The organism is Nitrospirillum iridis, from assembly GCF_014205765.1.
GTDB classification, from domain to species: Bacteria; Pseudomonadota; Alphaproteobacteria; order Azospirillales; family Azospirillaceae; genus Nitrospirillum; species Nitrospirillum iridis.
On the sequence record NZ_JACIIZ010000006.1, the window covers coordinates 268,633 to 292,772 of the forward strand.

The window sequence follows — 24,140 nt, forward strand, 5'->3', positions numbered from 1 at the left end:
GCGGAGCCGACGCCGCATGGACAGCAGGATGAAGAAGAACGCCACCTTGGGCCAGTTGATCGGCGCGCTGCGTCGGCGCAACGGCTGGACCCTGAAGCAGATGAGCGACACGGTGGGCATTCCGCTGTCCACCCTGGCCAAGGTGGAAGGCGACAAGCTGTCGCTGAGCTATGACAAGCTGGAGCGGTTCACCGCCCGCCTAGGCTTGAGCATGGCCGAGTTCCTGGCCCAGGGAGAGGGGCCGGGCGGCACGCCCGGCGACGGCCCGCCCGTCATCACCGGCCGGCGTAGCCTGACCAGCGACAGCAATTCCGTCCGCATCCATACCGGCAGCTACGACTACGAATATCTATGCACCGACCTGCGGCGGAAGCGCATGGTGCCGATACTGACCCACGTGCTGGCCCACACCCTGGAGGAATTCGGCGATCTGGTGCGCCATGCGGGGGAGGAATTCATCTACGTGGTGCAGGGCACCATCGAGGTGCATCTGGAGTTCTACGCCCCCGTGACCCTGCGCCAGGGCCAGGGCATCTACATCGACAGCATGATGGGCCACGCCTATCTGGCCAAGGAGGGCGAGCGCGCCCTGGTGCTGGGCGTTTGTTCCAGTGATGACACCAATCTGCAGGGCGATCTGATCCATCTGGCGGAGGAATCGGCCGAGCGCCCGGCCTGAGACGTTCGCGCGCACCCCATCCCCGTGGTGACGATATTGTTAATTCATCACCTGAGGGCTACCTTGCAGGGTGACGCGTATGTCGCCCCTTGCCCACAGGTATCATCGAAATGACCGCCCCCGCAGTCCGCCCCATCACCGCCACCACCGGCGCCGGCCAGCGCGGCCCGGTGGATCATGAGCGCCGTGCCCAGATCATCGCCGCCGCCGATCAGCATTTCCGCCACTATGGCTTCAACAAGACCACGGTGGCCGATCTGGCCAAGGCCATCGGCCTGTCCACCGCCTACATCTACAAGTTCTTCGACAGCAAGAAAGCCATTGGCGAAGCCATTTGCACCCGGTGCCTGGATGCCATTTCCGAGCAATTGCGCATCATCGTGGCGGAGCCCACCTCCGCCGCCGACCGCCTGCGCCGCATCTACCCCACCCTGGCCCGGGCGGGCGCTGAACTGTTCTTCGAGGAGCGCAAGCTGCACGACATCGTCGTGACCGCCGTGGCCGAGAATTGGCATTCCGGCACCAATTATGAAGAGGAATTACGCCGCGTCGTCCGCGAACTGGTGGTCAGCGGTCGTGAGGCGGGTGAGTTCGAGACGGAGACCCCGCTGGAGGAGGTCTGCCTGGGCATCGAGGAGACGCTATGGCCCTTCGCCCATCCCCTGATGCTGGAGGAAAAACTGGACAAGCTGGACACGGCGACAGCCGCCGTGGCCGGTCTGGTGCTGCGCAGCCTGCGCCCCTGATATGTGACGAGTGATGGATGGTGTGTAACGAGTGACGGATTGACTATTTCGTCACCACGCCATAAAGTCGGGGCTCCTCTCGGGATGGAGTTCCCCCATGCGGCTGATCGCGTCTTCCCGCCTGCTGGCCTTGGCCCTGCTGGCCGGCACCACCCTTACCGCCTGCGACAAGGCGGCCCCCGACCCGCGCACGGCCGAACGCCTGGTGCGGGCGACCACGGCCCAACCGGCCACCCAGGGGGAGCGCGCCTTCGTCGGCGTCATCACCGCCCGGGTGCAGAGCGGCCTGGGCTTCCGCGTGGCCGGCAAGGTCACGCAGCGCCTGGTGGATCCGGGCCAGACGGTAAAGGCCGGCCAGCCGCTGATGCGGATGGACAACACCGATTACCTGCACGCCATCACCACCCAGCAGGGCCAGGTGGCCATGGCCAAGGCCACGCTGACCCAGGCCCGGGCGGACGAGGCGCGCTACCGCGCCCTGGTCGGCAGCGGTGCCGTATCCCCCTCCGCCTACGATCAGAAGAAGGCCGCCGCTGACAGCGCCCAGGCCCAGTTGGATGCCGCGCAGGCCCAGTTGCGGGTGGCGCAGGACGACAGCGCCTATACCACGCTGGTGGCGGATGCCGATGGCACGGTCATGGATACCCTGGCCGAACCGGGCCAAGTGGTCGCCGCCGGCCAGATCGTGGTGCACCTGGCCCATGCCGGCCCGCGCGAGGCGGCGGTGAACCTGCCGGAAACGATGCGCCCCGCCGTGGGCTCCACCGCCAGCGCCACGCTGTACGGCGGCACGGCGCGGGTCAAGGCGACCCTGCGCCAACTGTCGGACGCGGCCGATACCCAGACCCGAACCTATGAGGCCCGATACGTCCTGGACGGTCCCGCCGCGCTGGCCCCGCTGGGCGCCACGGTGACGGTGCGCCTGGCCCAGGGGAGCGATGACACGGCGCCCGTTTCCATACCGCTGGGCGCCCTGGTTGACGAGGGGAAGGGCCCCGGCGTCTGGGTGCTGGTGCCGGAGGCCGGTGGCGACCACGCCAGCGGTGAACGGGCCACCCTCGCCTTCCGCCCGGTCAAGGTTGGCCAATTGGGCGCCGAGGATGCCACCCTGCTGGGCGGCGTGACGGCGGGTGAGCGGGTGGTGGCCCTGGGCGGCCATTTCCTGCATGAGGGCGAGACGGTGCGCGTGGCCCAGACCAGCGGGGCTTCGGCCCAGGCGGTGTTGAAATGAGCGGCTTCAATCTCTCCGCCCTGGCGGTGCGCGAGCGGGCCATCACCCTGTTCCTGCTGGTGGCCATCACCCTGTCCGGCGTCTATGCCTTCCTGAAGCTGGGGCGGGCGGAAGACCCGGCCTTCACCATCAAGGTGCTGACGGTCAGCGCCGTCTGGCCCGGCGCCACGGCGCGGGAGATGCAGGACCTGGTGGCCGAACCCCTGGAAAAGCGGCTGCAGGAACTGCGCTGGTACGACAAGGTGGAGACCTTCACCCGTCCGGGCCAGGTGCTGATGACCCTGTCCCTGCAAGATAAGACCCCACCCTCGGCCGTGGCCGACCAGTTCTACCAGGCGCGCAAGAAGCTGGGGGACCAGGCCCGCAGCCTGCCGTCAGGCGCGCTCGGCCCCTTCGTCAACGATGAATATGCCGACACCGACTTCGCCGTGTACGCGGTGAAGGCGCCGGGCATGCCGGCCCGCCAGTTGACCCGCGAAGCGGAAGCCCTGCGCCAGCGCCTGCTGCATGTGCCGGGCGTGAAGAAGGTGGACATCCTGGGCGAAAGGCCGGAACGCATCTTCGTCGACTTCACCTACGCCCGCCTGGCCACCCTGGGCGTCAGCGCCCGCGACATCTTCGACGCCCTGGCGCGGCAGAACACGGTGACGCCCGCCGGATCCATCGACACCGACGGCCCGCAGGTCTTCATTCGCCTGGATGGCGCCTATGACGACCTGGAAAAGATCCGCGAAACCCCCGTCGTCGCCAACGGCCGCACCTTCAAGCTGTCGGACGTGGCGGACGTGAAGCGCGGGTATGAGGACCCGCCCACCTACCTGATCCGCCATGACGGCGACCCGGCGCTGGCCCTGGGTGTCGTCATGCAGGACGGCTGGAACGGGCTGGAACTGGGCAAGGCCCTGGACAATGAGGAGAAGAAGATCGCCGCCGAGCTGCCGGTGGGCCTGACGCTCAGCAAGGTCAGTGACCAGGCGGTCAACATCCACGAGTCGGTGGATGAGTTCATGCTGAAGTTCTTCGTCGCCCTGGGCGTGGTCATGTTCGTCAGCCTGGCCAGCCTGGGCTGGCGCGTGGGCATCGTCGTGGCCGCCGCCGTGCCCCTGACGCTGGCCGCCGTCTTCGTCATCATGCAGCTGACGGGGCGCGCCTTCGACCGCGTGACCCTGGGCGCGCTGATCATCTCGCTGGGCCTGCTGGTCGACGACGCCATCATCGCCATCGAGATCATGGTGGTGAAGCTGGAGGAAGGCTACGACCGGCTGAAGGCCGCCGCCTATGCCTGGAGCCACACGGCGGCCCCCATGCTGTCCGGCACGCTGGTCACCATCATCGGCTTCACGCCGGTGGGTTTCGCCAAGTCCACCGCCGGCGAATACGCCGGCAACATCTTCTGGATCGTCGGCTTCGCCCTGATCACCTCCTGGGTGGTGGCCGTCGTCTTCACCCCCTATCTAGGCGTGAAGCTGCTGCCCGCCATCCGGCCGGTGGCGGGCGGGCATGCCGCCATCTACGCGACACCGCGCTATCGGCAACTGCGCCGGCTGATCACCTGGGCGGTGGACCATCGCGGCCGGGTGGCCCTGGCCGTGGTCGGCGTCTTCCTGTTGGCGGGCGTCGGCATGGGCTTCGTCAAGCAGCAGTTCTTCCCCACCTCCGACCGGCCGGAGATCATGGCCGAGGTGCAGATGCCCGAGGGCACCAGCATCGAGGCCACCAGCGCCGCCGCCAAGACGGTGGAGGACTGGCTGCGCCGCCAGCCCGAGGCGAAGATCGTCTCCACCTATGTCGGCCAGGGGGCGCCGCGCTTCTTCCTGTCCTACAACCCCGAACTGCCCGACCCGTCCTTCGCCAAGCTGATCGTCCTGACCCCGGACGCCGGGGCGCGCGACCGGCTGAAGCAGAACCTGCGCCAGGCGATCGCCGACGGCCTGGCGCCGGAGGCCCGGGTGCGCGTCTCACAACTGGTGTTCGGCCCGCCCTCGCGCTTCCCCGTCATGTTCCGCGTAACAGGCCCCGACGTCGACGTGCTGCGCGGCATCGCCGACCAAGTGCAGGCCGTCATGCGCGCCAACCCCGACACCCGGCAGGTGAGCCAGGATTGGGGCGAACGGGCACCCACCCTGCACTTCGTGCTGGACCAGGACCGCCTGCGCCTGATCGGCCTGAACCCCAGCGACGCGGCACAGCAGCTGCAATTCCTGCTGACCGGCGCCCCGGTGACCGAGGTGCGCGAGGACATCCGCGTGGTGCAGGTGACGGCGCGCAGCGCCGGCCCCGACCGCCTGGACCCCGCCCGCCTGGGGGACATGACCCTGACCAGCGCCGATGGCCGCCTGGTGCCCCTGAGCCAGATCGGCCACGTGGAAGTGCGGGCGGAGGATCCCATCCTGCGCCGTCGCGACCGGGTACCCACCATCACCGTGCAGGCCGACATCGATGACGCGCTGCAGCCGCCCCAGGTGTCGACCGCCATCCAGAAGGCGCTGGCCCCGGTCATCGCCGCACTGCCGGCCGGCTATCGCATCGACATGGGCGGCAATATCGAGGAAGCGGGCAAGGCCAACGCGGCCCTGGCCCCCATCTTCCCGGTCATGGCGGCCCTGATCCTGCTGGTGCTGGTGGTGCAGACCCGGTCCCTGTCGGCCATGGCCATGGTGTTCCTGACGGGGCCGCTGGGCCTGGTGGGGGCGGTGCCCGTGCTGCTGATCTTCCACCAGCCCTTCGGCTTCAACGCCATCTTAGGGTTGATCGGCCTGTCCGGCATCCTGATGCGCAACACCCTGATCCTGATCGGCCAGATCCATACCAACCAGGAGGAAGGCCTGTCGCCCTACCACGCGGTGATCGAGGCCACGGTGCAGCGGGCGCGGCCCGTCATCCTGACGGCGCTGGCCGCCGTGCTGGCCTTCATCCCGCTCACCCAGTCGGTGTTCTGGGGCTCCATGGCCTACGTGCTGATCGGTGGCACCGCCGTGGGCACGGTGCTGATCCTGGTGTTCCTGCCGGCGCTGTACGCCCTGTGGTTCCGGGTGAAGGCCGGAGACCAGACGGCGGCGCGAGACGAAACGCCGCCCCGCTATCCCCGGGCGGTACTGGCGGAGTGAGTTGATATCCCACACTACGTAATACCATCAATAGTTCTGAATTCAGACGCTCTCCTAGCTCACTAGGAGAGCGTTTCTTTTGAGTGTCTTAAACGTCAACACCCAAGCGCTATCACCGCAGCAGAGTTTGGACAGGCCGGTTAAAATACACCTCTATGAGATGCAATACGCTTGCTTTGTCACCTTTTAGAGTTCAACAGTCCCGTGAGGCAGCTTAAAAGCATCGCCGAGGCTGAAGCGCTTCTGGAAGCGAGACGTCAGTGGCTCATCCCGTCTTTACCAAACACTCAATTATCATTGTTGCATTCTTTTTTGCAGTGCCAAGCTGTGGCTTCGCCGCCATCCGCTCCGATGAACCTCCTCCGACCAAATGTGTTCCCATTGAAGGAGCCGAGTATGTCTTCGGCACCAATGGGCATATTCAAGACAATAAAGGTCGACTAAGCCCTCCAAAAGCACACTCGCCCACAAAGCCAAAAATAGAGCTTCGAATTACCGAAAGCGGCACACCCGATTTATTATTCGATGATGGATACGAAACATATAGCACTCAAGAGAGAGACGAGGACACCAAAATAGCCAATTACATTCCTGGAACTCGCATGTTTAATGTGATTCTAAAATCCAGCTACGAGAACATATCTATTCTTACATTTCAATTAGACAAAAACGGAAATGGCGCCATGACGATTTTCAACGCGGTCACGGGCGAAAGCCAACAAAGAACGTCTCTGCAAACCTATCTGTGCCAGGGGACCTAGCCGCCCGCCACCTCTGCCAAAGAAGCCCCGGCCAGAGCGAGCTGGCCGGGATTTCGCGTTGTGTATTGTGTCCTACTTCGCCTCAGCATCCGTGCGGTACTTCTTGAACCAGGCCAGGATGGCGTTGGTCTCGCCCACCAGCTGCGACGGGCGTTCGGCCAGGCCGCCGTGGCTGGCGCCCGGCACGCGGATCAGCGCCGTGGGGACAGAGCGCAGTTGCAGGGCGGCGTAGTACTGCTCCGCCTCGCTGGGCGGCGTGCGGTGGTCTTCCTCGCCCACCATCACGGCGGTGGGCGTCTTGACGTTGCCCACCAGGCTGAGCGGGGAGCGGCGCCAGTATTGCTCCGGATCCTCCCACGGCATCTTGCCGAACCAGTACTTGGCCATGAAGGTGTAGCCGTCGACCGTCAACACCTCGCTGGTCCAGTTGATCACCGGCTTCTGCGTCACCGCCGCCTTGAAGCGGTCGGTCTTGCCCACGATCCAGGCCGTCAGCACGCCACCGCCGGACCCGCCGGTGACGAACAGGTTGTCGGGATCGACCGAGCCCTTGGCGATGGCGGCGTCCACCCCGCTCATCAGGTCGTCGAAATCATTGCTGGGGTAGTTGTGGTGGATCTCATTGGCGAAGCTTTCGCCGTAGGAGGTGGAGCCGCGCGGGTTGACGTAGACGACGATGTAGCCGGCGGCGGCGTACAGCTGGTCCTGTGTCGACCAGACCGGGCCGTAGCTGGCGAAGGGCCCGCCGTGGATCTCCAGGATCAGCGGGTACTTCCTGGCCGGGTCGAAGTCCGGCGGCGTCACCATCCAGGCGTCCACCGCCAGGCCGCCGGCGGAGGATTTCACCGGCAGCGGCCGCACCGCCGCCAGGGTCTTGCCGGCGAACAGGCTGGCATTGAGATTGGTCAGGCGCTTCTGTTCCCCCGGCCCGGTGGCCAGGCCGACATCGGCCGGATGGGTGGGGTCGCCCCAGGTGAAAGCCACCGCCCCGTCCTTGGACACGGTGAAGCCGCCGCCGGAATAGGGGCGGTCCAGCTCCCCACCCGCCAGCCCTTCGGCCACGGTGGTGATCTTGCCATCCAGGGTGACGCGGGCCACCTTGGTGACGCCATGGTCGGTGTAGCTGGCGTAGAGGGAACGGCCGTCCGCCGCCCAGCGTGGGCTGTTCAGGTCGCGGTCGAAGCCGGAGGTGAGCGCCCGCACCTCCGTCCCGTCGGCGTTCATCACCGACAGCACGCCGTTCTGATAGCCCAGTTCCTTGTCGTCGAAGCCGACGAAGGCGATGTGCTTGCCGTCCGGCGAGGCCACCGGCTCCTGGTCAGGGCCATGGCGTGTGGTCAGCTGGGTCAGCCCGCCCGTGGTGGTGTCGACGGAGAACACGTCCGAATTCAGCGGGTCGCGTTCCCAGTCCTTGCCATGGTTGGTGCTGAACAGGATGTGGTGGCCGTCCGGCATCCACGACAGGGCGCCGCCGTCATCATACTGGCCGTTGGTCAGCTGGCGCGGGGCGCCGCCGTCGGCGGGCACCACGAAGATGTGGTTGAAGCCGGGGCGGATATAGCCCTCGCCATCGCCGCGATAGTTGATGCGGGTGATGACCTTGATGGGGTCGGCCCACTTGGCGCCCTCCGGGGCGGCCAGGGGGGAGCCCAGGCTGGCGCCCTCCTCCGGCACGAACATGGTGAAGCCGATCTGCCTGCCGTCCGGCGACCAGGCGACGTCGGACGGGCCTTCCGGCAAGGCCGTGATGGCGGCGCTGCTCCCCGCGCCGGGACCGGCCAGCCAGCGCACCCAGATTTGCGGCTTGTCGCCCGGCCCCTTGGCGACATAGGCCAGGCGCGTACCGTCCGGTGACCAGCGCGCCCGGCCGCTGCCCGGCACGCCCAGCGGCGCCTGCTGGCCGCTGGCCACATCCACCAGCCAGACCTCGCTGCGGGCGTTGTCGGTCATGATGTCTTCGGTGGAACGGGTATAGGCGATGCGCCTGCCGTCCGGGCTGATCTGCACGTCCTTGGCCTGGGCCAAGGCGAAGGCGTCCCGCGGGGTCAGCGTATGGGCGGGGGCCACCGCGTCCGGTGTCACGGCTCCGGGGGAAGGGGGTGCGGCCAGCGCGCCAGGGGCGGCGCCAAGCGTCAGGGCCAGCGCGAACGCCGCCCGGTGCAAACGTGAGGTCATCGAAGTCCCATCTGCATTGTTCTTCTGTCGGCACCGGGCCCCGCTCCCGGCACGGTCGCCAGCCTGTCACGTTTGGGGCCGGCCTGTCACGTCCGGGAATGGGCGCTGTCAGCCGTCGGCGCGGATGGCGGCCAGGAAGTGTTCCACCTGCCGGTCCAGGCCCCGTGTGTCACGCGACAGATCGTGGGCCGCCCGCAGGACCTGCCCGGCGCCGCCGCCAGCCTCCGCCATCGCGCCGCTGACCACGGTGATGCGCTCACTGACCGCCGCCGTGCCCATGGAGACCTGCTGAATGTTGCGGCTGATCTCCAGCGTGGCGGCGCCCTGCTGCTGTACCGCGCCGGCGATGCGGCCGGCGATCTCGCTGATGGTGCGGACGGTGGCGATGACGGCGTCGATGGCGGCCACCGCCTCCACCGTCGCGGCCTGAACGTCCCCCACCTGTGCGGCGATGTCGCCCGTGGCCTGGGCCGTCTGGGTCGCCAAGGCCTTGACCTCCCCCGCCACGATGGCGAAGCCCTTGCCCGCAGCACCCGCCCGCGCCGCCTCGATGGTGGCGTTCAGCGCCAGCAGGTTGGTCTGTCCCGCCACGGCGCTGATCAGCCCGACGATTTCACCGATGCGCTGGGCCGCCCGGTCCAGGCGGCGCATGCGCTCGCCATTGCGTTCCGCCTGGCCCACCGCCTCGGCCGCGATCCCCGCCGCCTTCACCGCCTGGGCCGCGATCTCGTCGCTGGCGGCGGACAGTTCCTCGGTGGCGGCGGCGATGGTCTGCACGTTGGCGGAGGCCTGGCGCGCCTCCCCCCGCATCTCATCGGTTTCACGCACCACCCCCGCCGCCGTGCGGTTCAGCCCGTCGGCCACGCCGGTCATGGTGTCCACGGCCTGCCCCAGGGCACGCACCAGGGTGGCGACCTCGCTCTCGAAATCGCCGGCGACACCCAGCAGGACCTGGCGCCGCTCCGCCGCCGCGCGGGCCTCAAGCGCCTGCTGTCGCGCCCGTATCTCCGCCATGTGCAGGGCCTGTTCCTTGAACACTTGCACGGCGCGGGACATGGCGCCGATCTCATCACCCCGGTCGCGCGCCGGCACCGTCACCCCCGTGTCGCCGCCCGCCAGACGCTCCATCACCGCCGTCATGACCTGCAGGGGCCGCGACAGGCTGGTGCCGATCAAGGCCCCCAGGGCGCAGACCACGGCCAGGACCAGGCCCGCCACCCCCATCAGCCGATCGCGGGTCGCCCAGACACCGGCCAGGATGGTGGCGCGGGGGGCGGTCACGGCGAAGCCCCAGGTTTCTTTCGCCCGCCCAAAACGCACCGGCACCATGACCCCGATCATCTCCACCCCCTTGGCCGGGTCGGTGAAGGCGGCGGCATGCGGCTGGCCATCGGCAATGGCCGCCAGCAGGTCCCGCGCCCACCCGTCCCGCGCCGGTTTGCCCAGCACGGCGGCATCGGGGCTGGCGATCCATTGGCCGTCACCCGACAGCAACACGGCGTGGCCATCGCCCCAGGGGTGCAAGGCGCCGACATCGGCCTGGATACGCTTCAAGCTGAGGTCGGCGGTGGCCACACCCAGGGCACGGCCGTCCGCCACGATGGGCGCCACCACGGTGGTCATCAGCACCTGGGTCCCGCTGACCTCATAGAAATAAGGTGGGGTCACCGTCTCCCGCCGCTCGCGCACGGGACGGTGGTACCAGTTCTCCTCCGCCGGGTCGCCCGTCATGGGCGTCGTCTCCACCGCCGTGCCGCCATCGGCCCGGCGGTAGGCGTAGAGCATCAGCCGGCCGTCCTTGTCACCCAGGGCCGTGCCCTTGTAGCGGGCATCGCCGCCGTCCGCATCCGGCTCCAGCCCGGCATAGACGCCGGTGATGGCGGGGTTGGTGTCCAGCACCTGGTTCAGGGCGCGGCCATAGGCGGCGCGATCCAAGGCGCCCCCCTTGATCAGGGAGGCCGTCCAGGCGGCATCGGTGCGGGCGGTGGCCAGCGCCTCGTCGATCACACCCACGATCTGGCGGGACTGGCTGGCCGCCAGTTCCGTCATCAGGCGGCGCGCGGCGTCCTCGCTGGCGGTCATCTGCACATGGACGGCATAGCCAATCAGGCCGGCGACGCCCAGGATGGTGACGGCCAGCAGCGGCAGCAGGATGCGCAGCCGCAGGGAAAGGCTCTTGAAAACCGACACGGCTGGCAACTCCCACACATCCCCGGCCTTAAGGCTTGGAGTGTGCCAAATCGCCAGCCGCGCCCCGAGTTAACTTTTAAAAACAGCGCCCTTCATGACCGGCCTCACGCCGCCCGCACGGCGGTGACGAACAGGCTGACCTGCTCATCCAGTGCCTTCAACTGCTGGGCCAGTTCACCGGCCGTGCCCAGCACGTGGCTGGCGCGGTCGGCGCTGTCCACCACCACGTCGCTGACGGCATGGATGTTGGTGGTGACGGCCCGGGTGCCACGGGCGACGATGGTGGCGTTCTGGGAAATCTCCCGCGTCGCCGCCCCCTGCTGCTCCACCGCCGAAGCGATGCCGGCCGCCACCTCCTGCGCCTTCGCCGACACCTCCGCGATGGTGCGCACCTCGGCCACCGCCCGGCCGCTGGCCTGCTGCGTCGCCTCGATCTGGGCGGTGATGTCCTCGGTGGCCTTGGCCGTCTGGTTGGCCAGGTTCTTCACCTCCGAGGCCACGATGGCGAAGCCCCGGCCCGCATCCCCGGCGCGGGCCGCCTCGATGGTGGCGTTCAGGGCCAGCAGGTTGGTCTGGCTGGCGATCTGGGTGATCAGGTTCACGATCTCCGTGATCTTCTCCATCTGGTGGGCCAGGTGCTCGATGGTGCGGCGGGCGGTTTCCGCCCGGGTGGCGGTATCGGTCGCGATCTCGGCACTTTGGGTCACCCGGGTGGCGATCTCCCCGATGGAGGCGGACAGCTGTTCCGCCGCCACCGCCACCGTTTCCACGCTGGTGGAGGTCTCGTCCGTGGCCAGCCGCACGGCATCGCTGCTCTTGCGGGCGTCGGCCAGGCCGGCCGCCAGATGGTTGCTCTGCGAGTCCACCTGGCCGCTGGCCTGGGTCACCCGTTTCAGGACGGAGGAGACGTTGGCCTCGAAATCGCTGGCCAGCCGTTCGGCCAGCGCGCGACGCTTGCGCTCCGCCTCCTCCTGCATCTGGGTGCGTTCCAGGTGCAGCTTGGCCACCTCCGCCGCGTTGCGCTTGAACACCTCCAGCGCACGGGCCATGGCGCCGATCTCGTCCCGCCGGTCCAGCGCCGGCATGACGACATTGATGGCGCCCTCGCTGAGGGCGATCATGGTGTCGGTGATCTCATCGATGGGCCGCGCCACCATGCGGTAGGTCAGGAAGCCCAGCAGCAGCACCAGAACCGCCACCGTGATCCCCGTCGCCAGCAGGATCAGCATGCCCAGCGAGCGCAAGGGCCCGTAGGCCTTGGTCGCGTCCATGGTCACGCCCACGTACCACCGGGCCGAGGGTAGATCCTTGATGGGATAGAAGGAGGTGAGCGTATCGCCGGCCTGCTCCGGCGCATGGCCCAGATATTTCAGGATGTCGAAGCCGTCGGCCAGCTTCTTCATCACCCGGTCCTTGTCGGCATGGACCAGCACGGTGCCATCGCCGTCGATCAGGAACACCTGGCCGTTGCCCCCCAGATCGAAGGATTTGAGGAAGGTCTTGACCATGTCCAGGTCCAGATCGCCGGCGGCCACCCCCATCAGGGTGCCGCCCTTGATCACCGGCGTGGCGATGGTCAGCACCAGGTTGCCGCCCGAGGCGCTGACATAGGGCTGGGTCATGAAGGTCTGGCGCGCGGCGTCGGCCCCCTTGTACCAGCCGCGCTGGCGCGGATCGTAGCCGGGCGGCAGGTCCATGGCCGGGAACATGGTGAAGACGCCCGCCGTGTCCCCCAGATAGACCGGGCTGAAGGTGCCGCTGAGCGTGGCGCCGGCCAGCAAATCCTTCACATGCCCGCCATCGGTGACGGCGATGTTGTCGGCCAGGTTGCGGACCAGCGACACGCGGCCCATCAGCCATTTCTGGATACCGTCGGCCGCCGACTCGCCAGTCGACTTTATCTGTGTATTGATTTGCGTCGTTAAAGTATCACTTGAGACAGAATAGATGATGTAACCCAGTGCACTGAACGCAAGCGCCACAAACACCGCGGTGAAAGCGACAATCCTATAGACAAACTTCGTTCGTTTGCCCGACTGTTCAATTGGGCGCATGCCAGCATACGGTATGGAGTTCATTGCCCCCTCGCACTGTCATGTCTGTTTATAGGGACGGTCAAGGCCAGCCCCGTTAAGGAACAGACTAGATCAGATCGCCCTGCGGTTAAACGCCAAATTTTTGCATGTGCGAGAAGTTTTCCGCATCTGCACTTTTAAGCGGCAACCGCCTTCCCTGGGGCAGGGAACGCCCATTAATTCCACCAAATCAGGCGCGCGGTCGGTTTCCCTGGCCCGGCCTCGACCCCGCAAGGGAAACGGGCGCCGCCCCCTTCGCTATGCCGGCTGGGAAATGGCGTCGCCCTGGGCCATCCGGCGGATCGCCTGGGGCGGGGCGCCGTAGGTGCGGATGAAGGCGCGGCGCATCCGTTCGGTATCGCCGAAGCCGGTTTGGGCGGCGATCTGGTCCAACGCGGCCGCGTCCTCCTCCACCAACGCCCGCGCCGTCTCCAGCCGCAGCCGCTCCACCGCCTTGGCCGGGGTCATTCCCATTTCCGCCGCGAAGGCGCGGGCGAAATTGCGCGGGCTCATCGCCGCCTGATGGGCCAGCTGATCCACCGTCAAGGGTTGCGCCAGGTTGCCCCCCACCCAGGCCAGCAGGCCGGCGAAGCGGTGGCTGGCGCCCTGCAGGTCCAGCAGGGTGGAAAACTGCGATTGCCCGCCCTGCCGGCGGTAAGGAATCACCAGCTGGCGGGCGGTGCGGCGGGCGACATCCTCGCCATGGTCCTCCGCCACCAGGGCCAGCGCCAGGTCGATGCCGGCGGTGATGCCGGCGGAGGTCCAGAAGGCGCCGTCGCGGATGAAGATGCGGTCGGCCTCCAGCCTCACCCGGGGGAAGCGCCGGGTGAACGCGGCGGTGCGATACCAGTGGGTGGTGGCGCGCCGGCCATCCAGCAGACTGGCCGCGGCCAGCAGGAAGGTGCCGGAGCACACGCTGGTGACCCGCCGCGCTCCCGCCGCCACCGTACGGGCGTAGTCCAGCAAGGCCGGCATGGCCATCGCCTGGACGACGCCCTCACCCCCCGACACCACCAGCGTGTCCACCCGCGCCGGGTCCACCAGCCCCTCCGCCATCAGCCGGGCCCCCGATGAACTGACGACCGGGCCGGGATCAAGGGCCATGACGCGGATGTCGTATGCCTGGCGGCCAAATCGGCCGGCGATCTCGAACGCCGCCAGGGGACCGGTGACGTCCAGGATCTGGAAGTCGGGAAAGGCCAGGAAGGCGATGGTGCGAACCATGGGCGCGTCGTCAATGGCAGGAAAGGAGGGATTAATGGCATTGCCGCCAGGCCGTGTCCAGGGCACCGTCGGGCCGTGACCGACGCCCCCAACCCCGGAGAGCCCCTTGACCGGCCAGCCCCTCAGCATCGTGGAAGTCGTCTTCCCCCTGATGACCCAACTGGATTTCACCGCGCCGCACCAGGTGTTCAGCCGCCTCAAGGGTGTCGCTGTCCGGGTGGCGTCGGCCACCGGCGGCGCCATTTCCTCGCACGAGGGGTTGACCTTCGCGGGCACGGAGCGGCTGGCCGATATCGAGGCTTGCGATGTGCTGTTCATCCCCGGCGGCATGGGCATCGCCGCCGTGATGAACGATGCGGAGACCATGGGCCAGGTGCGCCGCCTGGCGGGAACCGCCCGCTATCTCACCTCCGTCTGCACCGGTTCGCTGGTCCTGGCCGCCGCCGGCCTGCTGCGGGGGCGGCGGGCGGCCTGCCATTGGGCTTGGCGCGATACACTGGCCCTGTTCGGCGCCATCCCGGAGGCGGGGCGCATGGTGCGCGACGGCGACATCCTCACCGGCGGCGGTGTCACCGCCGGCCTGGACTTCGCCTTCACCGTGGCGGCGGAGCTGGTGGGCCAGGACGCGGCGGAGGCCCTGCTGCTGATGCTGGAATACGCGCCGGAACCGCCGTTTCCCGGCGGCCGTCCCGAACTGGCCCGACCGGAGGTGCGCCGACGGGTGGAGGAAATCTACGCCACCCTCCTGGCGCCGCGCCATGCTGAGGTGGCGGCGTTCGCGGCCCAAGCCGGGTTTCACTGAGGGGAAACGTTAAACCAGCCGCATGCGGGCCCTCAAGCCCGGCTGGTTGTCCGCCAGGTCGAAGGCGCCGCCGTGCAGCTTGGCCACGGCGCTGACCAGGCTGAGGCCCAGGCCGACGCCGGGGGTGCCCCGGCCGGCATCGCCGCGATAGAAACGCTCCGTCACCTGGGGCTTTTCCGCGTCGGGGATGCCGGGGCCGTCGTCCACCACCGACATCTCCACCGCCCCGTCCCCGCCGCTGACCACCTCGACGGAGATGGCCCCGCCCTCGGGCGTGAACTTCAGGGCGTTGTCGATCAGATTGCCCACCGCTTGGGCCAGCAGGATGGGATCGCCCAGGATGGTCATCATCCCCGGCTGTCCGTGAAAGGTGAGGCCCACACCCTTCAACTCAGCGGCCGGCAGGTAGAAATCCACAGCACCGGCCGCCACCTCCGCCACATTGACCTCGACGAAGCCGGAGCGGCGGGCGCCGGTGTCGATCTCCGCCAGGCGCAGCAGGGCGTTGAAGATGCCGATCACCCGGTCGACATCGGCCACGGCGCCGTCCACCTCGGCATAGGTTTCCGCCAGGGGCGGGCGGGTGACGCTCACCTCTTCCAGGCGGGAGCGCAGCTCCGCCAGCGGTGTGCGCAGATCGTGGGCGATGGCGTTGGAAACGTTGCGCACCCCGTGCACCAGTTGCTCGATCTGGTCCAGCATGCCGTTGATGGTGAGGGTCAGGGTGTTGAACTCATCCTTGCCCCGGCTGGTGGGCAGGCGGCGCGACAGGTCGCCCTGCACGATGCCGGTGGCGGCCCGGCTCAACTCATCGATGCGGCGCAGGACCGCGCGGCGGATGAGGAAGCCGCCCAGCACACCCAGCAGCAGCAACACGCACATGGCCACCAGCAGGCTGTACCAGAAGCGCTGTTCCAGGGGACGGAAGTGGGCCATGTCGCGCGCCACCATCAGGTGATAGCCGCCGGGCAGCACCATGTGGACCAGCCGCGCCTGAATCGTTTTGCCGTTGAGCGTAAGGGGGGCGGTGTAGGCGCCCTGGCGCTCGGGCACGTCGGCGGGCCAGGCCGGCAGGTTGCCGGCCAGTACGGTGTGCGCCGGGTCGGTCAGCAGCAGGATACGCTCCGCCGCGATCTGCATGCTCATGCGTTCATTGAGGAAGGCCACCAGCCCGTCGGGGCCACGCTGGCGGAACACTTCGGCGAAGCGCTGCGCATCCTCCTGCAAGATCTCGGTGCGGCCATCGTCGATGGTGACCCGCCAGGCATAGCCCAGGGGTGCCGCGAACAGCACCAGGGTCACCAGCCCCAGCAGCACGTAGCTGAGCGCCAGGGTGAAGGCGGAGGAGCGCAGCGGCAGCGTGGGGGCCGGCGCCATCTCAGCCGCCCGCCGTCATCATATAGCCGGCATTGCGCACGGTGCGCAGCAACGGCGGCTCCCCCTCCCCCTCGATCTTCTGGCGCAGCTTGCTGATGTGGACGTCGACCACATTGGTCTGCGGATCGAAGTGATAGCCCCAGACCCCTTCCAGCAGCATGGTGCGGGTCACCACCTGGTCGACATGCCGCATCAGATATTCCAGCAGCTTGAACTCCTGGTTCTGCAGGGCGATGGTCCGCTCGCCCCGCGTCACCTTGCGCGACAGCAGGTTCATGCGCAGATCACCCGCCGCCAGGATGGTTTCCGGCACGGCGCCGGTGGGGGCGCGGCGCATGAGCGCGTCCAGCCGGGCCAGCAGTTCCCCAAAGGCGAAGGGCTTGGTCAGATAATCGTCGCCGCCGCTGCGCAGGCCCTTGATGCGCTCATCCACGCTGCTGAGCGCGCTCAGGATCAGCACGGGGGTTTGCGTGCCCATCTTGCGCAGGGTCTCGATGATGGTCAGGCCGTCCATGTCGCCGGGCAGCATGCGGTCCATGACGATGGCGTCGAAACGTTCACCCGTGGCCTGGAACAGGCCGTCGCGGCCGTTGTCGACATGCTCCACGGTGTGCCCCGCCTCGCGCAGGCCCTTCACGACGAAGCGCGACACCCGTTCGTTATCCTCGACCAGCAGCACCTTCATGGCCATTCCCCCCGCGCTTCCATCAGTCGCCCGTCCCCAGGGCCACCTGTGGCGCGGCATGCGCCTCTTCCGTCCGCCCCCGGCCCCGCCGGGTCAGCCAATCGTTCACCCGGTCCAGGTAAAGATAGACCACGGGCGTGGTGAACAGGGTCAGGATTTGGCTGAGGATCAGGCCACCCACCATGGTGACGCCCAGGGGCTTGCGCAGTTCCGACCCCGTGCCGTTTTCCAGCATCAGCGGCAGGGCTCCCAGCAGGGCCGCCATGGTGGTCATCATGATGGGGCGGAAGCGCAGCAAACAGGCCTGACGGATGGACTCGATGGGCGCCAGATGGCGTTCCCGTTCCGCCTGGATGGCGAAGTCCACCATCATGATGCCGTTCTTCTTCACGATGCCGATCAGCAGGATGATGCCGATCAGGGCGATGACCGACAGGTCATAGTGGAAGATGATCAGCATCAACAGCGCCCCGACACCCGCCGACGGCAGGGTGGAGAGGATGGTCAGCGGGTGGATGTAGCTTTCATACAGCATGCCCAGGATGATGTAGACCGCCACCAGGGCCGCCGCGATCAGGTAGGGCTGGGTCTTCAGCGACGCCTGGAAGGCCTGCGCTGTGCCCTGGAAGGTGCCGCTGACGGAGGACGGCATGCCCATCTCGGTCTGGGCCTGCTGGATGACCTGCACCGCCTCGCCCAATGAGACGCCGGGCGCCAGGTTGAATGACAGGGTGACGGCCGGGAACTGGCCCAGATGGTTGATGGACAGGAAGTTGACGTGGTTGGTGTCGTACTTGACGAAGGTGGACAGCGGCACCTGCTGACCCGTCACCGGCGACTTGATGTACAGCTTGTTCAGGGTGTCGGGATTGGACTGCAGGTCCGGCGTGATCTCCAGCACCACGTGATAGCTGTTCAGCTGGGTGAAATACTGGGTCACCTGGCGCTGGCCGAAGGCATCGTACAGCGTGCTGTCGATCAGTGAGGGCTGGATGCCGAAGCGGGCGGCCTGGTCACGGTCGATCACCAGGTTCAACGTCGTGCCGTTGGTCTGCTGGTCGGTGGCGACGTCGCGCAGCTGCGGCAGGCCCTGCAGCTTGGCCAGCAGCTTGGGCGCCCACTCGTTCAGTTCGCCCAGGTCGGCGTCCTGCAGGGTGTACTGGTACTGGGTGCGGGCCAGGCGGCCGCCCACGTTCAGGTCCTGCGCCGCCTGCAGGAACAGGGTGGCGCCCTTGACCTTGGCCAGCTTGGGCCGCAGCCGGGCGATGATCTGGTCGGCGGTGGCGGTGCGCTGGTCGCGCGGCTTCAGGCCGATGACGATGAAGCCGTTGTTGATGGGGCGCCCCCCGCCGCCGACGGAGGTGGCCCAGGCGGCCACGTCCGGATCCTGGGCGACGATGTCGGTCAGCTGGTGCTGCAGGCGCACCATCTCGGTGAAGGACACGTCCTGCGAGGCGTCGGCCAGGCCGGAAATGATGCCGGTGTCCTGCTGCGGGAAGAAGCCCTTGGGGATGTAGATATACAGCCCCACCGTGGCCGCCACCGTGGCGAAGAACACCATCAGGGTCAGGCGCTGGTGGCGCAGCACGAAGTCTAGGCCCCGGCCATAGCTGTTCACCAGCCATTCGAAGCCGCGTTCGATGAACAGATAGGCCCGGCCGTGGCGGGCGTGCTTCTCATCCTTCAGGAACAGCGCGCTCATCATCGGCGACAGAGTCAGCGAGACGAAGGCCGAGACGGCGATGGTCATGGTGACGGTGATGGCGAATTCGCGCATCAGGCGGCCGACGATGCCGCCCATCAGCAGCAGGGGGATGAACACGGCCACCAGCGACACGCTGATGGACATGATGGTGAAGCCGATCTCACCGGCACCCTTCAGCGCGGCCTCCTTCGGCGACATCCCCTCCTCGATATGGCGGTAGATGTTCTCCACCATCACGATGGCGTCGTCGACGACGAAGCCCACGGCGATGGTCAGGCCCATCAGCGACAGGTTGTCCAGGCTGAAGCCCAGCAGGTACATGAGGCCGGCGGTGCCGAACAGGGCCAACGGCACGGTCACGCCAGGGATCAGCGTGGCCCACAGGTTGCGCAGGAACAGGAAGATGACCATGACCACCAGGAAGATGGTCAGCAGCAGGGTGAACTGCACATCCTCCACCGAGGCCTTGATGGTGGTGGTGCGGTCGATCACCTTGTCCATCTTCACGCCCGGCGGCACGGCGGCCATCACGGTGGACAGCATGTCCTCCACCTTCGACACGATGTCGATGATGTTGGCGCCGGGCTGCTTGAACACCTGCAGGATGATGCCAGGGCCCTTGTTCTGCCAGGCCAGCAACTGGGTGTTCTCCGGCCCGTCCACCGCCACGCCGATGTCGCGGATGCGCACGGGCGCCCCGTTCTTGTAGGCAACGATGACGTCGTTCCAGGGCTCCGCCTTCAGCAACTGGTCGTTGTTGTAGATGACGAAGTTGTGGGCGATGCCGTTGATGGACCCCTTGGGCGCGTTGATCGTGGCGGTGGGGATGACGGTGGCCACGTCCTCAAGCTGGATGCCCAAGGCGGCGATCTTGGCCGGATCCACCTGCACCCGCACGGCCGGCTTCTGCTGGCCACCGATGGATACCTGGCCCACGCCTGGGATCTGCGACAGGCGCTGGGCGATGACGTTCTCGGCGAAGTCGTCCACCGTGGTCAGCGGCAGGTTATCGGAATGGACGGAATAGACCAGGATGGAGCTGTCGGCCGGGTTGATCTTGCGGTAGGTCGGCGGCGACGGCAGGTTCTTGGGCAGCTGCCCCCCGGCGGCGTCGATGGCGGTCTGCACGTCCTGCGCCGCCGCGTCGATATTGCGGTTCAGGTCGAACTGCAGCGTCACCTGGGTGCTGCCCAGCGTGCTGCTGGAGGTCATCTGGCTGACGCCGGGTATGGCGGCGAACTGGGTTTCCAGCGGCTGGGCCACGCTGGACGCCATGGTTTCCGGGCTGGCGCCCGGCAGGTTGGCCGACACCTGGATGGTGGGGAAGTCCACCTGCGGCAGCGGTGCCACCGGCAGCAGCGGGTAGGCCACCATGCCCACCAGCAGGATGCCCAGCATCAGCAGCGAGGTGGCGATGGGCCGGGTGATGAAGGGGCTGGAGAGGCTCATGGCTGCTTGCCTTCCGCATGGGCTGGGGTCGCGTCGGCCGTCCTGGCCATTCCAGCCACCGCCACCTTGGCGCCCGGTTGCAGGCGATAGGCGTTGCTGGTGGTCACCCGCTCACCGGGCTGGAGGCCCTTGGTCACCACGACGGCGTCACCGGTGGTTTCCGCCGTCTCGATGGGCCGCATCTCCACCGTGTCGTCCGGCTTGACGACATAGGCGTAGACGCCGTTGGGTCCGCGCTGCAAGGCGGCGGTGGGGATGGTCAGCGCGCCGCGCCGGGTCTGCCTCAGCAGCTTCACGTTCACGAACTGGCCCGGCCACAGATGCTCATCCGCGTTGGCGAACTGGGCCTTCAGGCGCACGGTGCCGGTGGTCGGGTCGATCTGGTTGTCGACCAGCATGACGGTGCCGGAGGCGAGATCCGTCTTGCCGTCGCGCGACAGGGCGGTGACGGTCAGCGGCCCCTGCGCCATCGCCTGGCTGACGGCCAGGCGGTCCTCCTCCGGCAGGGTGAAGATGACGGAGATGGGCTGCATCTGCGTCACCACCACGATGCCGGTGGTGCTGGAGGCATGCAGGTTGTTGCCGGGGTCGACCATGCGGATGCCCGTCCGCCCCTGGATGGGGGAGGTGATACGGGTGTAATCCAACTGGGTCCTGGCGTTGTCGATAGCGGCCTGGTCGCCCTTCACCTGGGCCACCAGCTGATCCACCTGGGCCTTGGCCGCGTCCACCGTCTGCTTGCTGGCCAGGTTCTGCGGCGCCAGGCGGGTGTAGCGTTCCAGGTCGGCGCGGGCGTTGGCCAGCTGGGCCTCGTCCTTGGCCTTGGTCGCCAGCGCCTGGTCGTACGCCGCCTGGTAGAGGCGCGGGTCGATCTGCGCCAGCAGGTCGCCGGGCTTCACCGTCTGGCCTTCGGTGAAGGCGATCTTGTCCAGGGCGCCGTCCACCCGGGTGGTGACCGTCACCGTGTTCAGCGACTGTACCGAACCCAGGCCCGCCAGATAGATGGGCGCGTCGGCCGGGGCCGCCAGGGCGGTGTCGACCTCCACCGCGCCGCCACCCTTGGCGGTGGGGGGCGCCGCCTTGGACGAGGTGGACGGCAGAAGCCCGGCACCCGCCGCGGCCAGGATGAAAAGGCCGCCCAGTCCCGCCATGACGGCGCGGGTGCGGCTGATGTGCAGGGGTTTCATGGGGGGCGTCATCGGGTTCTTGCTCATGATGTCAGCTCTGCCTCCAGCCGCCGCCCAGCGCGTTGTACAGACCCACCAGGGCCTGCAGGCGACTGAACCGGGCCTGGACCAGGGCGTCGTTGGCACTGAACAGGGCGGTTTCGGTGTTGAGGACCGTCAGGACGGTGATGGTGCCGGCCGCCATCTGGGCCTGCGCCAGCTCATAGGCATGGCGCGCCGTGGCCGTGGCCTGTTCCTGGCGGGCCACCTGGTCCGTCGTCTCCTTCACGGCGGTCAGCGCGTCCTCCACATTGGCGAAGGCCGAGCGGACGGACTTGCGGTACGTGGCCACCAACTCGTCATAGCGGGCCTGGGCGTTGGCGTATTGCCCCTCCAGCGCGCCGCCCTGGAAGATGGGCTGGGTCAGGCCGGCGGCCAATGAGAAGAGGGCGCTGCCCGGATCGAACAGGTGGGACAGGGCCGTGCTGGCGTAGCCGCCGGACGCGGTCAGGTCGATGCTGGGGAAGAAGGCGGCGCGGGCCACGGTGATGTTGGCGTTGGCGGCCTTCAGCTGCGCCTCGGCCTCCGCCACGTCCGGCCGGCGGGCCAGCAGATCCGACGGCAGGCCCGGCGCCACCGCGGGCAGCGACAGGCCGGCCAGGGTGTCGCCCTCCGCCAGGTCGACAGCCTCCGGCATCTGGCCCAGCAGGATGGCCAGGGCGTTGACCGACTGGCGGTACTGCTGGCGCAGGGGCGGCAAGGCGGCGTTCAGGGTGGCGACGGTGGTTTCCTGCTGCGCCACGTCCAGCGCCGTGACCGTGCCCGCGTCGGCCTGGCGGCGCAGGCCCTCCAGCACGGCAGTGGCGTTGGCCAGGTTGTCCTCCGCCACCCGCACCCGCTCGCGCAGTTCCAGGGACTGGAAATAGCTGGTGGCGACGCTGCTCAGCACCGTCAGGCGTACCGTTTCCAGATCATAGCGGCTGGCATCCGCCGTGGCCACGGCGGCGGCGGCCGACGCCCGGTTCTTGCCCCAGAAGTCCAGCTCATAACTGGCGTTCAGGCCCACGCTGTGGGCGGTGGACGTCTGGGCCACGCCGGAATTCTTGGTGCGCTCATGGTTCAGGTCGGCGGAGGCCCCCACGGTGGGCAGCAGGGCCGCACCCGCCACCTGGGCCTGGGCATCGGCCTCGCGCACCCGCGCCATGGCGGCGGCCAGGTCGTCATTGGCGCCCTGCGCCTGGGCGATGTAGCGGTCCAGCTGGGCCGAGCCGAAACCCGTCCACCAGTCCGCCGCCGGCCAGGCGGCCGTGGGGGCGGCGGGGGCTTCCTTCCAGGCCGGCGGCGCGGCCAGGTCGGGGGGCTGGTAGTCCGGCCCGACGGAGCAGCCGACCAAGGCCAGCAAGGCCACGCCGGCCAGCCAGCGGCCCCGGGGGCGAAGAGGGGGAAGGGGAGACATCGGCAGCATCATCGTCCAGAGAGCGGGTTCCCCTGGTGAGGGGAATGGTCACCTTGGACGGCACGCTAACGCCGGGCAGGTTTAGCCAGCGTGGGCGATTCATTAACTCCGCTTAATCTGGAAGGGTCGCTGGACGCATCATATTTTACATTTATCTTATGTTCTTGTCCGTGTTTTACACTTGACTGCCGCTTTGTCGCCGCATCACCATCCCACAGCCGAATACGATCGGCTGTGGAATATCCGCACCGGCACCAGCCAATCCGATCCCGGCCCATCCTGTCGAGGCAGACCATCGCCATGTCCCATTCAGCCCACCGCCTGTTGATCGTCGCCCTGTCGCTGATGGCCTTTCTGCCCCTGGCGCCGCAAGCGCAGGCTGAAACGAAGGAGTTGCGCATCGCGCAGCAGTTCGGCATCGGCTATCTGCCCTTCATCGTCGCCAAGGAACGCAGGTTGATCGAAGGGGAGGCGGTCAGGGCGGGCCTGCCGGCGCCGCAGGTGGAGTGGATCACGCTTTCCGGCGCCGCCGCGATGAATGAGGCGCTGATCGCCGGCAGCCTGGACATCGCCAGCGCCGGCATCGCCCCCATGATCCTGACGTGGGACAAGACGCGGGGCACGGCCGACATCATCGGCGTGGCGGCGCTGGGCTCCATGCCCAACGTGCTGACCAGCAACAATCCCGCCGTCAAAAGCCTGCGCGATTTCACCGACAAGGACCGTATCGCCCTACCCTCGGTGAAGGTGGGCTTCCAGCCCATCGTGCTGCAGATGGCGGCCGAGCAGACCTTCGGCCAATACGACAAGCTGGACAACCTGACGGTCAGCCTGCCCCACCCCGACGCCACAGCCCAGCTGCTGTCCGGCCAGTCAGAGATCACGGCCCACTTCACCGCCCCGCCCTTCATCCAGCAGCAGTTGGCCAGCGGCAAGGCGCACGCGGTGCTGAACAGCTACGACGTGCTGGGGGGACCGCACACCTTCAACGCCGCCTATTCCACCAAGCGCTTCGTCGAAGCCAACCCCAAGACCATCGCCGTCCTGGTGGCGGCCCTGGACGCGGCCAACGCCTGGATCACCGCCAACCCGGCGGAGGCCGCCAAGCTGTACATCGCGGCGGAGAAGTCCAAGCTGGACCCCGCCTTCGTCGAGGCCATCATCCGCGATCCGCAGGTGCGCTTCACCACCGCGCCGGAGCGGGCGACCGTCTTCTCCGCCTTTCTGTTCAAGATCGGCCTGATCAAGCGGAACCCCGCCAGCTGGACCGAGTTGTTCCAGGCGGGCCTATGGACCAAGGCCGGGAGCTGAC

16 protein-coding genes are annotated in these 24,140 nt (G+C 67.7%); 7 read left to right on the forward strand and 9 right to left on the reverse strand.

The genetic code is table 11. The annotated features are described in order from the left end of the window. Positions 1-16: 16 nt before the first annotated feature. From FHS74_RS12820 to FHS74_RS12840, 5 genes are all read left to right on the forward strand, one after another. Complete coding sequence (locus FHS74_RS12820) at positions 17-679, forward strand: helix-turn-helix domain-containing protein (protein WP_211106263.1); 663 nt, start codon at positions 17-19, stop codon at positions 677-679. A 110-nt stretch (positions 680-789) separates the two neighbouring features. Beyond that, positions 790-1,425 carry a TetR/AcrR family transcriptional regulator gene (locus FHS74_RS12825; protein WP_184800987.1) on the forward strand — a complete coding sequence of 212 codons (636 nt, stop codon included), beginning with the start codon at positions 790-792 and terminating at the stop codon, positions 1,423-1,425. A gap of 97 nt (positions 1,426-1,522) precedes the next feature. Further along, positions 1,523-2,656, forward strand: a complete 1,134-nt coding sequence (locus FHS74_RS12830) for an efflux RND transporter periplasmic adaptor subunit (RefSeq protein ID WP_184800989.1) — start codon at positions 1,523-1,525, stop codon at positions 2,654-2,656. Next, the gene (locus FHS74_RS12835) at positions 2,653-5,763 is read left to right on the forward strand and encodes an efflux RND transporter permease subunit (RefSeq protein ID WP_184800991.1); all 3,111 of its coding nucleotides are present in this window, start codon (positions 2,653-2,655) and stop codon (positions 5,761-5,763) included. The genes FHS74_RS12830 and FHS74_RS12835 overlap by 4 nt, the downstream gene beginning before the upstream one ends. Before the next feature lie 260 nt (positions 5,764-6,023). Continuing rightward, the gene (locus tag FHS74_RS12840) at positions 6,024-6,524 is read left to right on the forward strand and encodes a hypothetical protein (protein WP_184800993.1); all 501 of its coding nucleotides are present in this window, start codon (positions 6,024-6,026) and stop codon (positions 6,522-6,524) included. A 72-nt stretch (positions 6,525-6,596) separates the two neighbouring features. Here FHS74_RS12840 and FHS74_RS12845 read toward each other — a convergent pair whose 3' ends face one another. The 4 genes from FHS74_RS12845 to FHS74_RS12860 all read right to left on the reverse strand — a co-directional run bounded on the left by FHS74_RS12845 (position 6,597) and on the right by FHS74_RS12860 (position 14,188). After that, the gene (locus FHS74_RS12845) at positions 6,597-8,699 is read right to left on the reverse strand and encodes a S9 family peptidase (RefSeq protein ID WP_246463095.1); all 2,103 of its coding nucleotides are present in this window, start codon (positions 8,697-8,699) and stop codon (positions 6,597-6,599) included. 108 nt (positions 8,700-8,807) lie between these two features. Beyond that, positions 8,808-10,889: a methyl-accepting chemotaxis protein gene (locus FHS74_RS12850; RefSeq protein WP_184800994.1), complete on the reverse strand. Its 2,082-nt coding sequence runs from the start codon at positions 10,887-10,889 to the stop codon at positions 8,808-8,810. Positions 10,890-10,993: 104 nt separating this feature from the next. Next, the gene (locus FHS74_RS12855; RefSeq protein ID WP_343066909.1) at positions 10,994-12,967 is read right to left on the reverse strand and encodes a methyl-accepting chemotaxis protein; all 1,974 of its coding nucleotides are present in this window, start codon (positions 12,965-12,967) and stop codon (positions 10,994-10,996) included. Positions 12,968-13,222: 255 nt separating this feature from the next. Then, positions 13,223-14,188 carry a GlxA family transcriptional regulator gene (locus FHS74_RS12860; protein WP_184800998.1) on the reverse strand — a complete coding sequence of 322 codons (966 nt, stop codon included), beginning with the start codon at positions 14,186-14,188 and terminating at the stop codon, positions 13,223-13,225. A gap of 106 nt (positions 14,189-14,294) precedes the next feature. Between FHS74_RS12860 and FHS74_RS12865 the strand changes: the two genes are divergently transcribed. Continuing rightward, the gene (locus FHS74_RS12865; RefSeq protein WP_246463097.1) at positions 14,295-14,990 is read left to right on the forward strand and encodes a DJ-1/PfpI family protein; all 696 of its coding nucleotides are present in this window, start codon (positions 14,295-14,297) and stop codon (positions 14,988-14,990) included. Between the two features lie 9 nt (positions 14,991-14,999). Here the strand turns inward: FHS74_RS12865 and FHS74_RS12870 are convergent, their stop codons facing one another. Genes FHS74_RS12870 through FHS74_RS12890 form a run of 5 tightly spaced genes read right to left on the reverse strand, consistent with a single transcriptional unit; the run spans position 15,000 to position 22,828 of the window. Continuing rightward, entirely contained in the window at positions 15,000-16,367 is a 1,368-nt protein-coding gene (locus tag FHS74_RS12870) for a sensor histidine kinase (protein ID WP_184801000.1), read from the reverse strand. A gap of 1 nt (position 16,368) precedes the next feature. Next, positions 16,369-17,052, reverse strand: coding sequence for a response regulator transcription factor (locus FHS74_RS12875; RefSeq protein ID WP_184801256.1), 684 nt, complete (start codon positions 17,050-17,052; stop codon positions 16,369-16,371). A gap of 22 nt (positions 17,053-17,074) precedes the next feature. Continuing rightward, positions 17,075-20,206, reverse strand: coding sequence for a multidrug efflux RND transporter permease subunit (locus FHS74_RS12880; protein ID WP_184801002.1), 3,132 nt, complete (start codon positions 20,204-20,206; stop codon positions 17,075-17,077). Further along, positions 20,203-21,420 (reverse strand): efflux RND transporter periplasmic adaptor subunit, encoded by a 1,218-nt coding sequence (locus FHS74_RS12885; RefSeq protein WP_246463098.1) that lies wholly within the window; start codon positions 21,418-21,420, stop codon positions 20,203-20,205. Before FHS74_RS12885 ends, FHS74_RS12880 begins: the two co-directional genes overlap by 4 nt. A gap of 4 nt (positions 21,421-21,424) precedes the next feature. Beyond that, a complete protein-coding gene (locus tag FHS74_RS12890; RefSeq protein ID WP_184801004.1) occupies positions 21,425-22,828 on the reverse strand; it encodes an efflux transporter outer membrane subunit in 1,404 nt (467 codons plus the stop codon). 300 nt (positions 22,829-23,128) lie between these two features. On the opposite strand from FHS74_RS12890, the gene FHS74_RS12895 reads away from it, so the two are divergent. After that, a complete protein-coding gene (locus tag FHS74_RS12895; protein WP_211106264.1) occupies positions 23,129-24,139 on the forward strand; it encodes an ABC transporter substrate-binding protein in 1,011 nt (336 codons plus the stop codon). The last annotated feature ends 1 nt before the right edge of the window (position 24,140 follow it).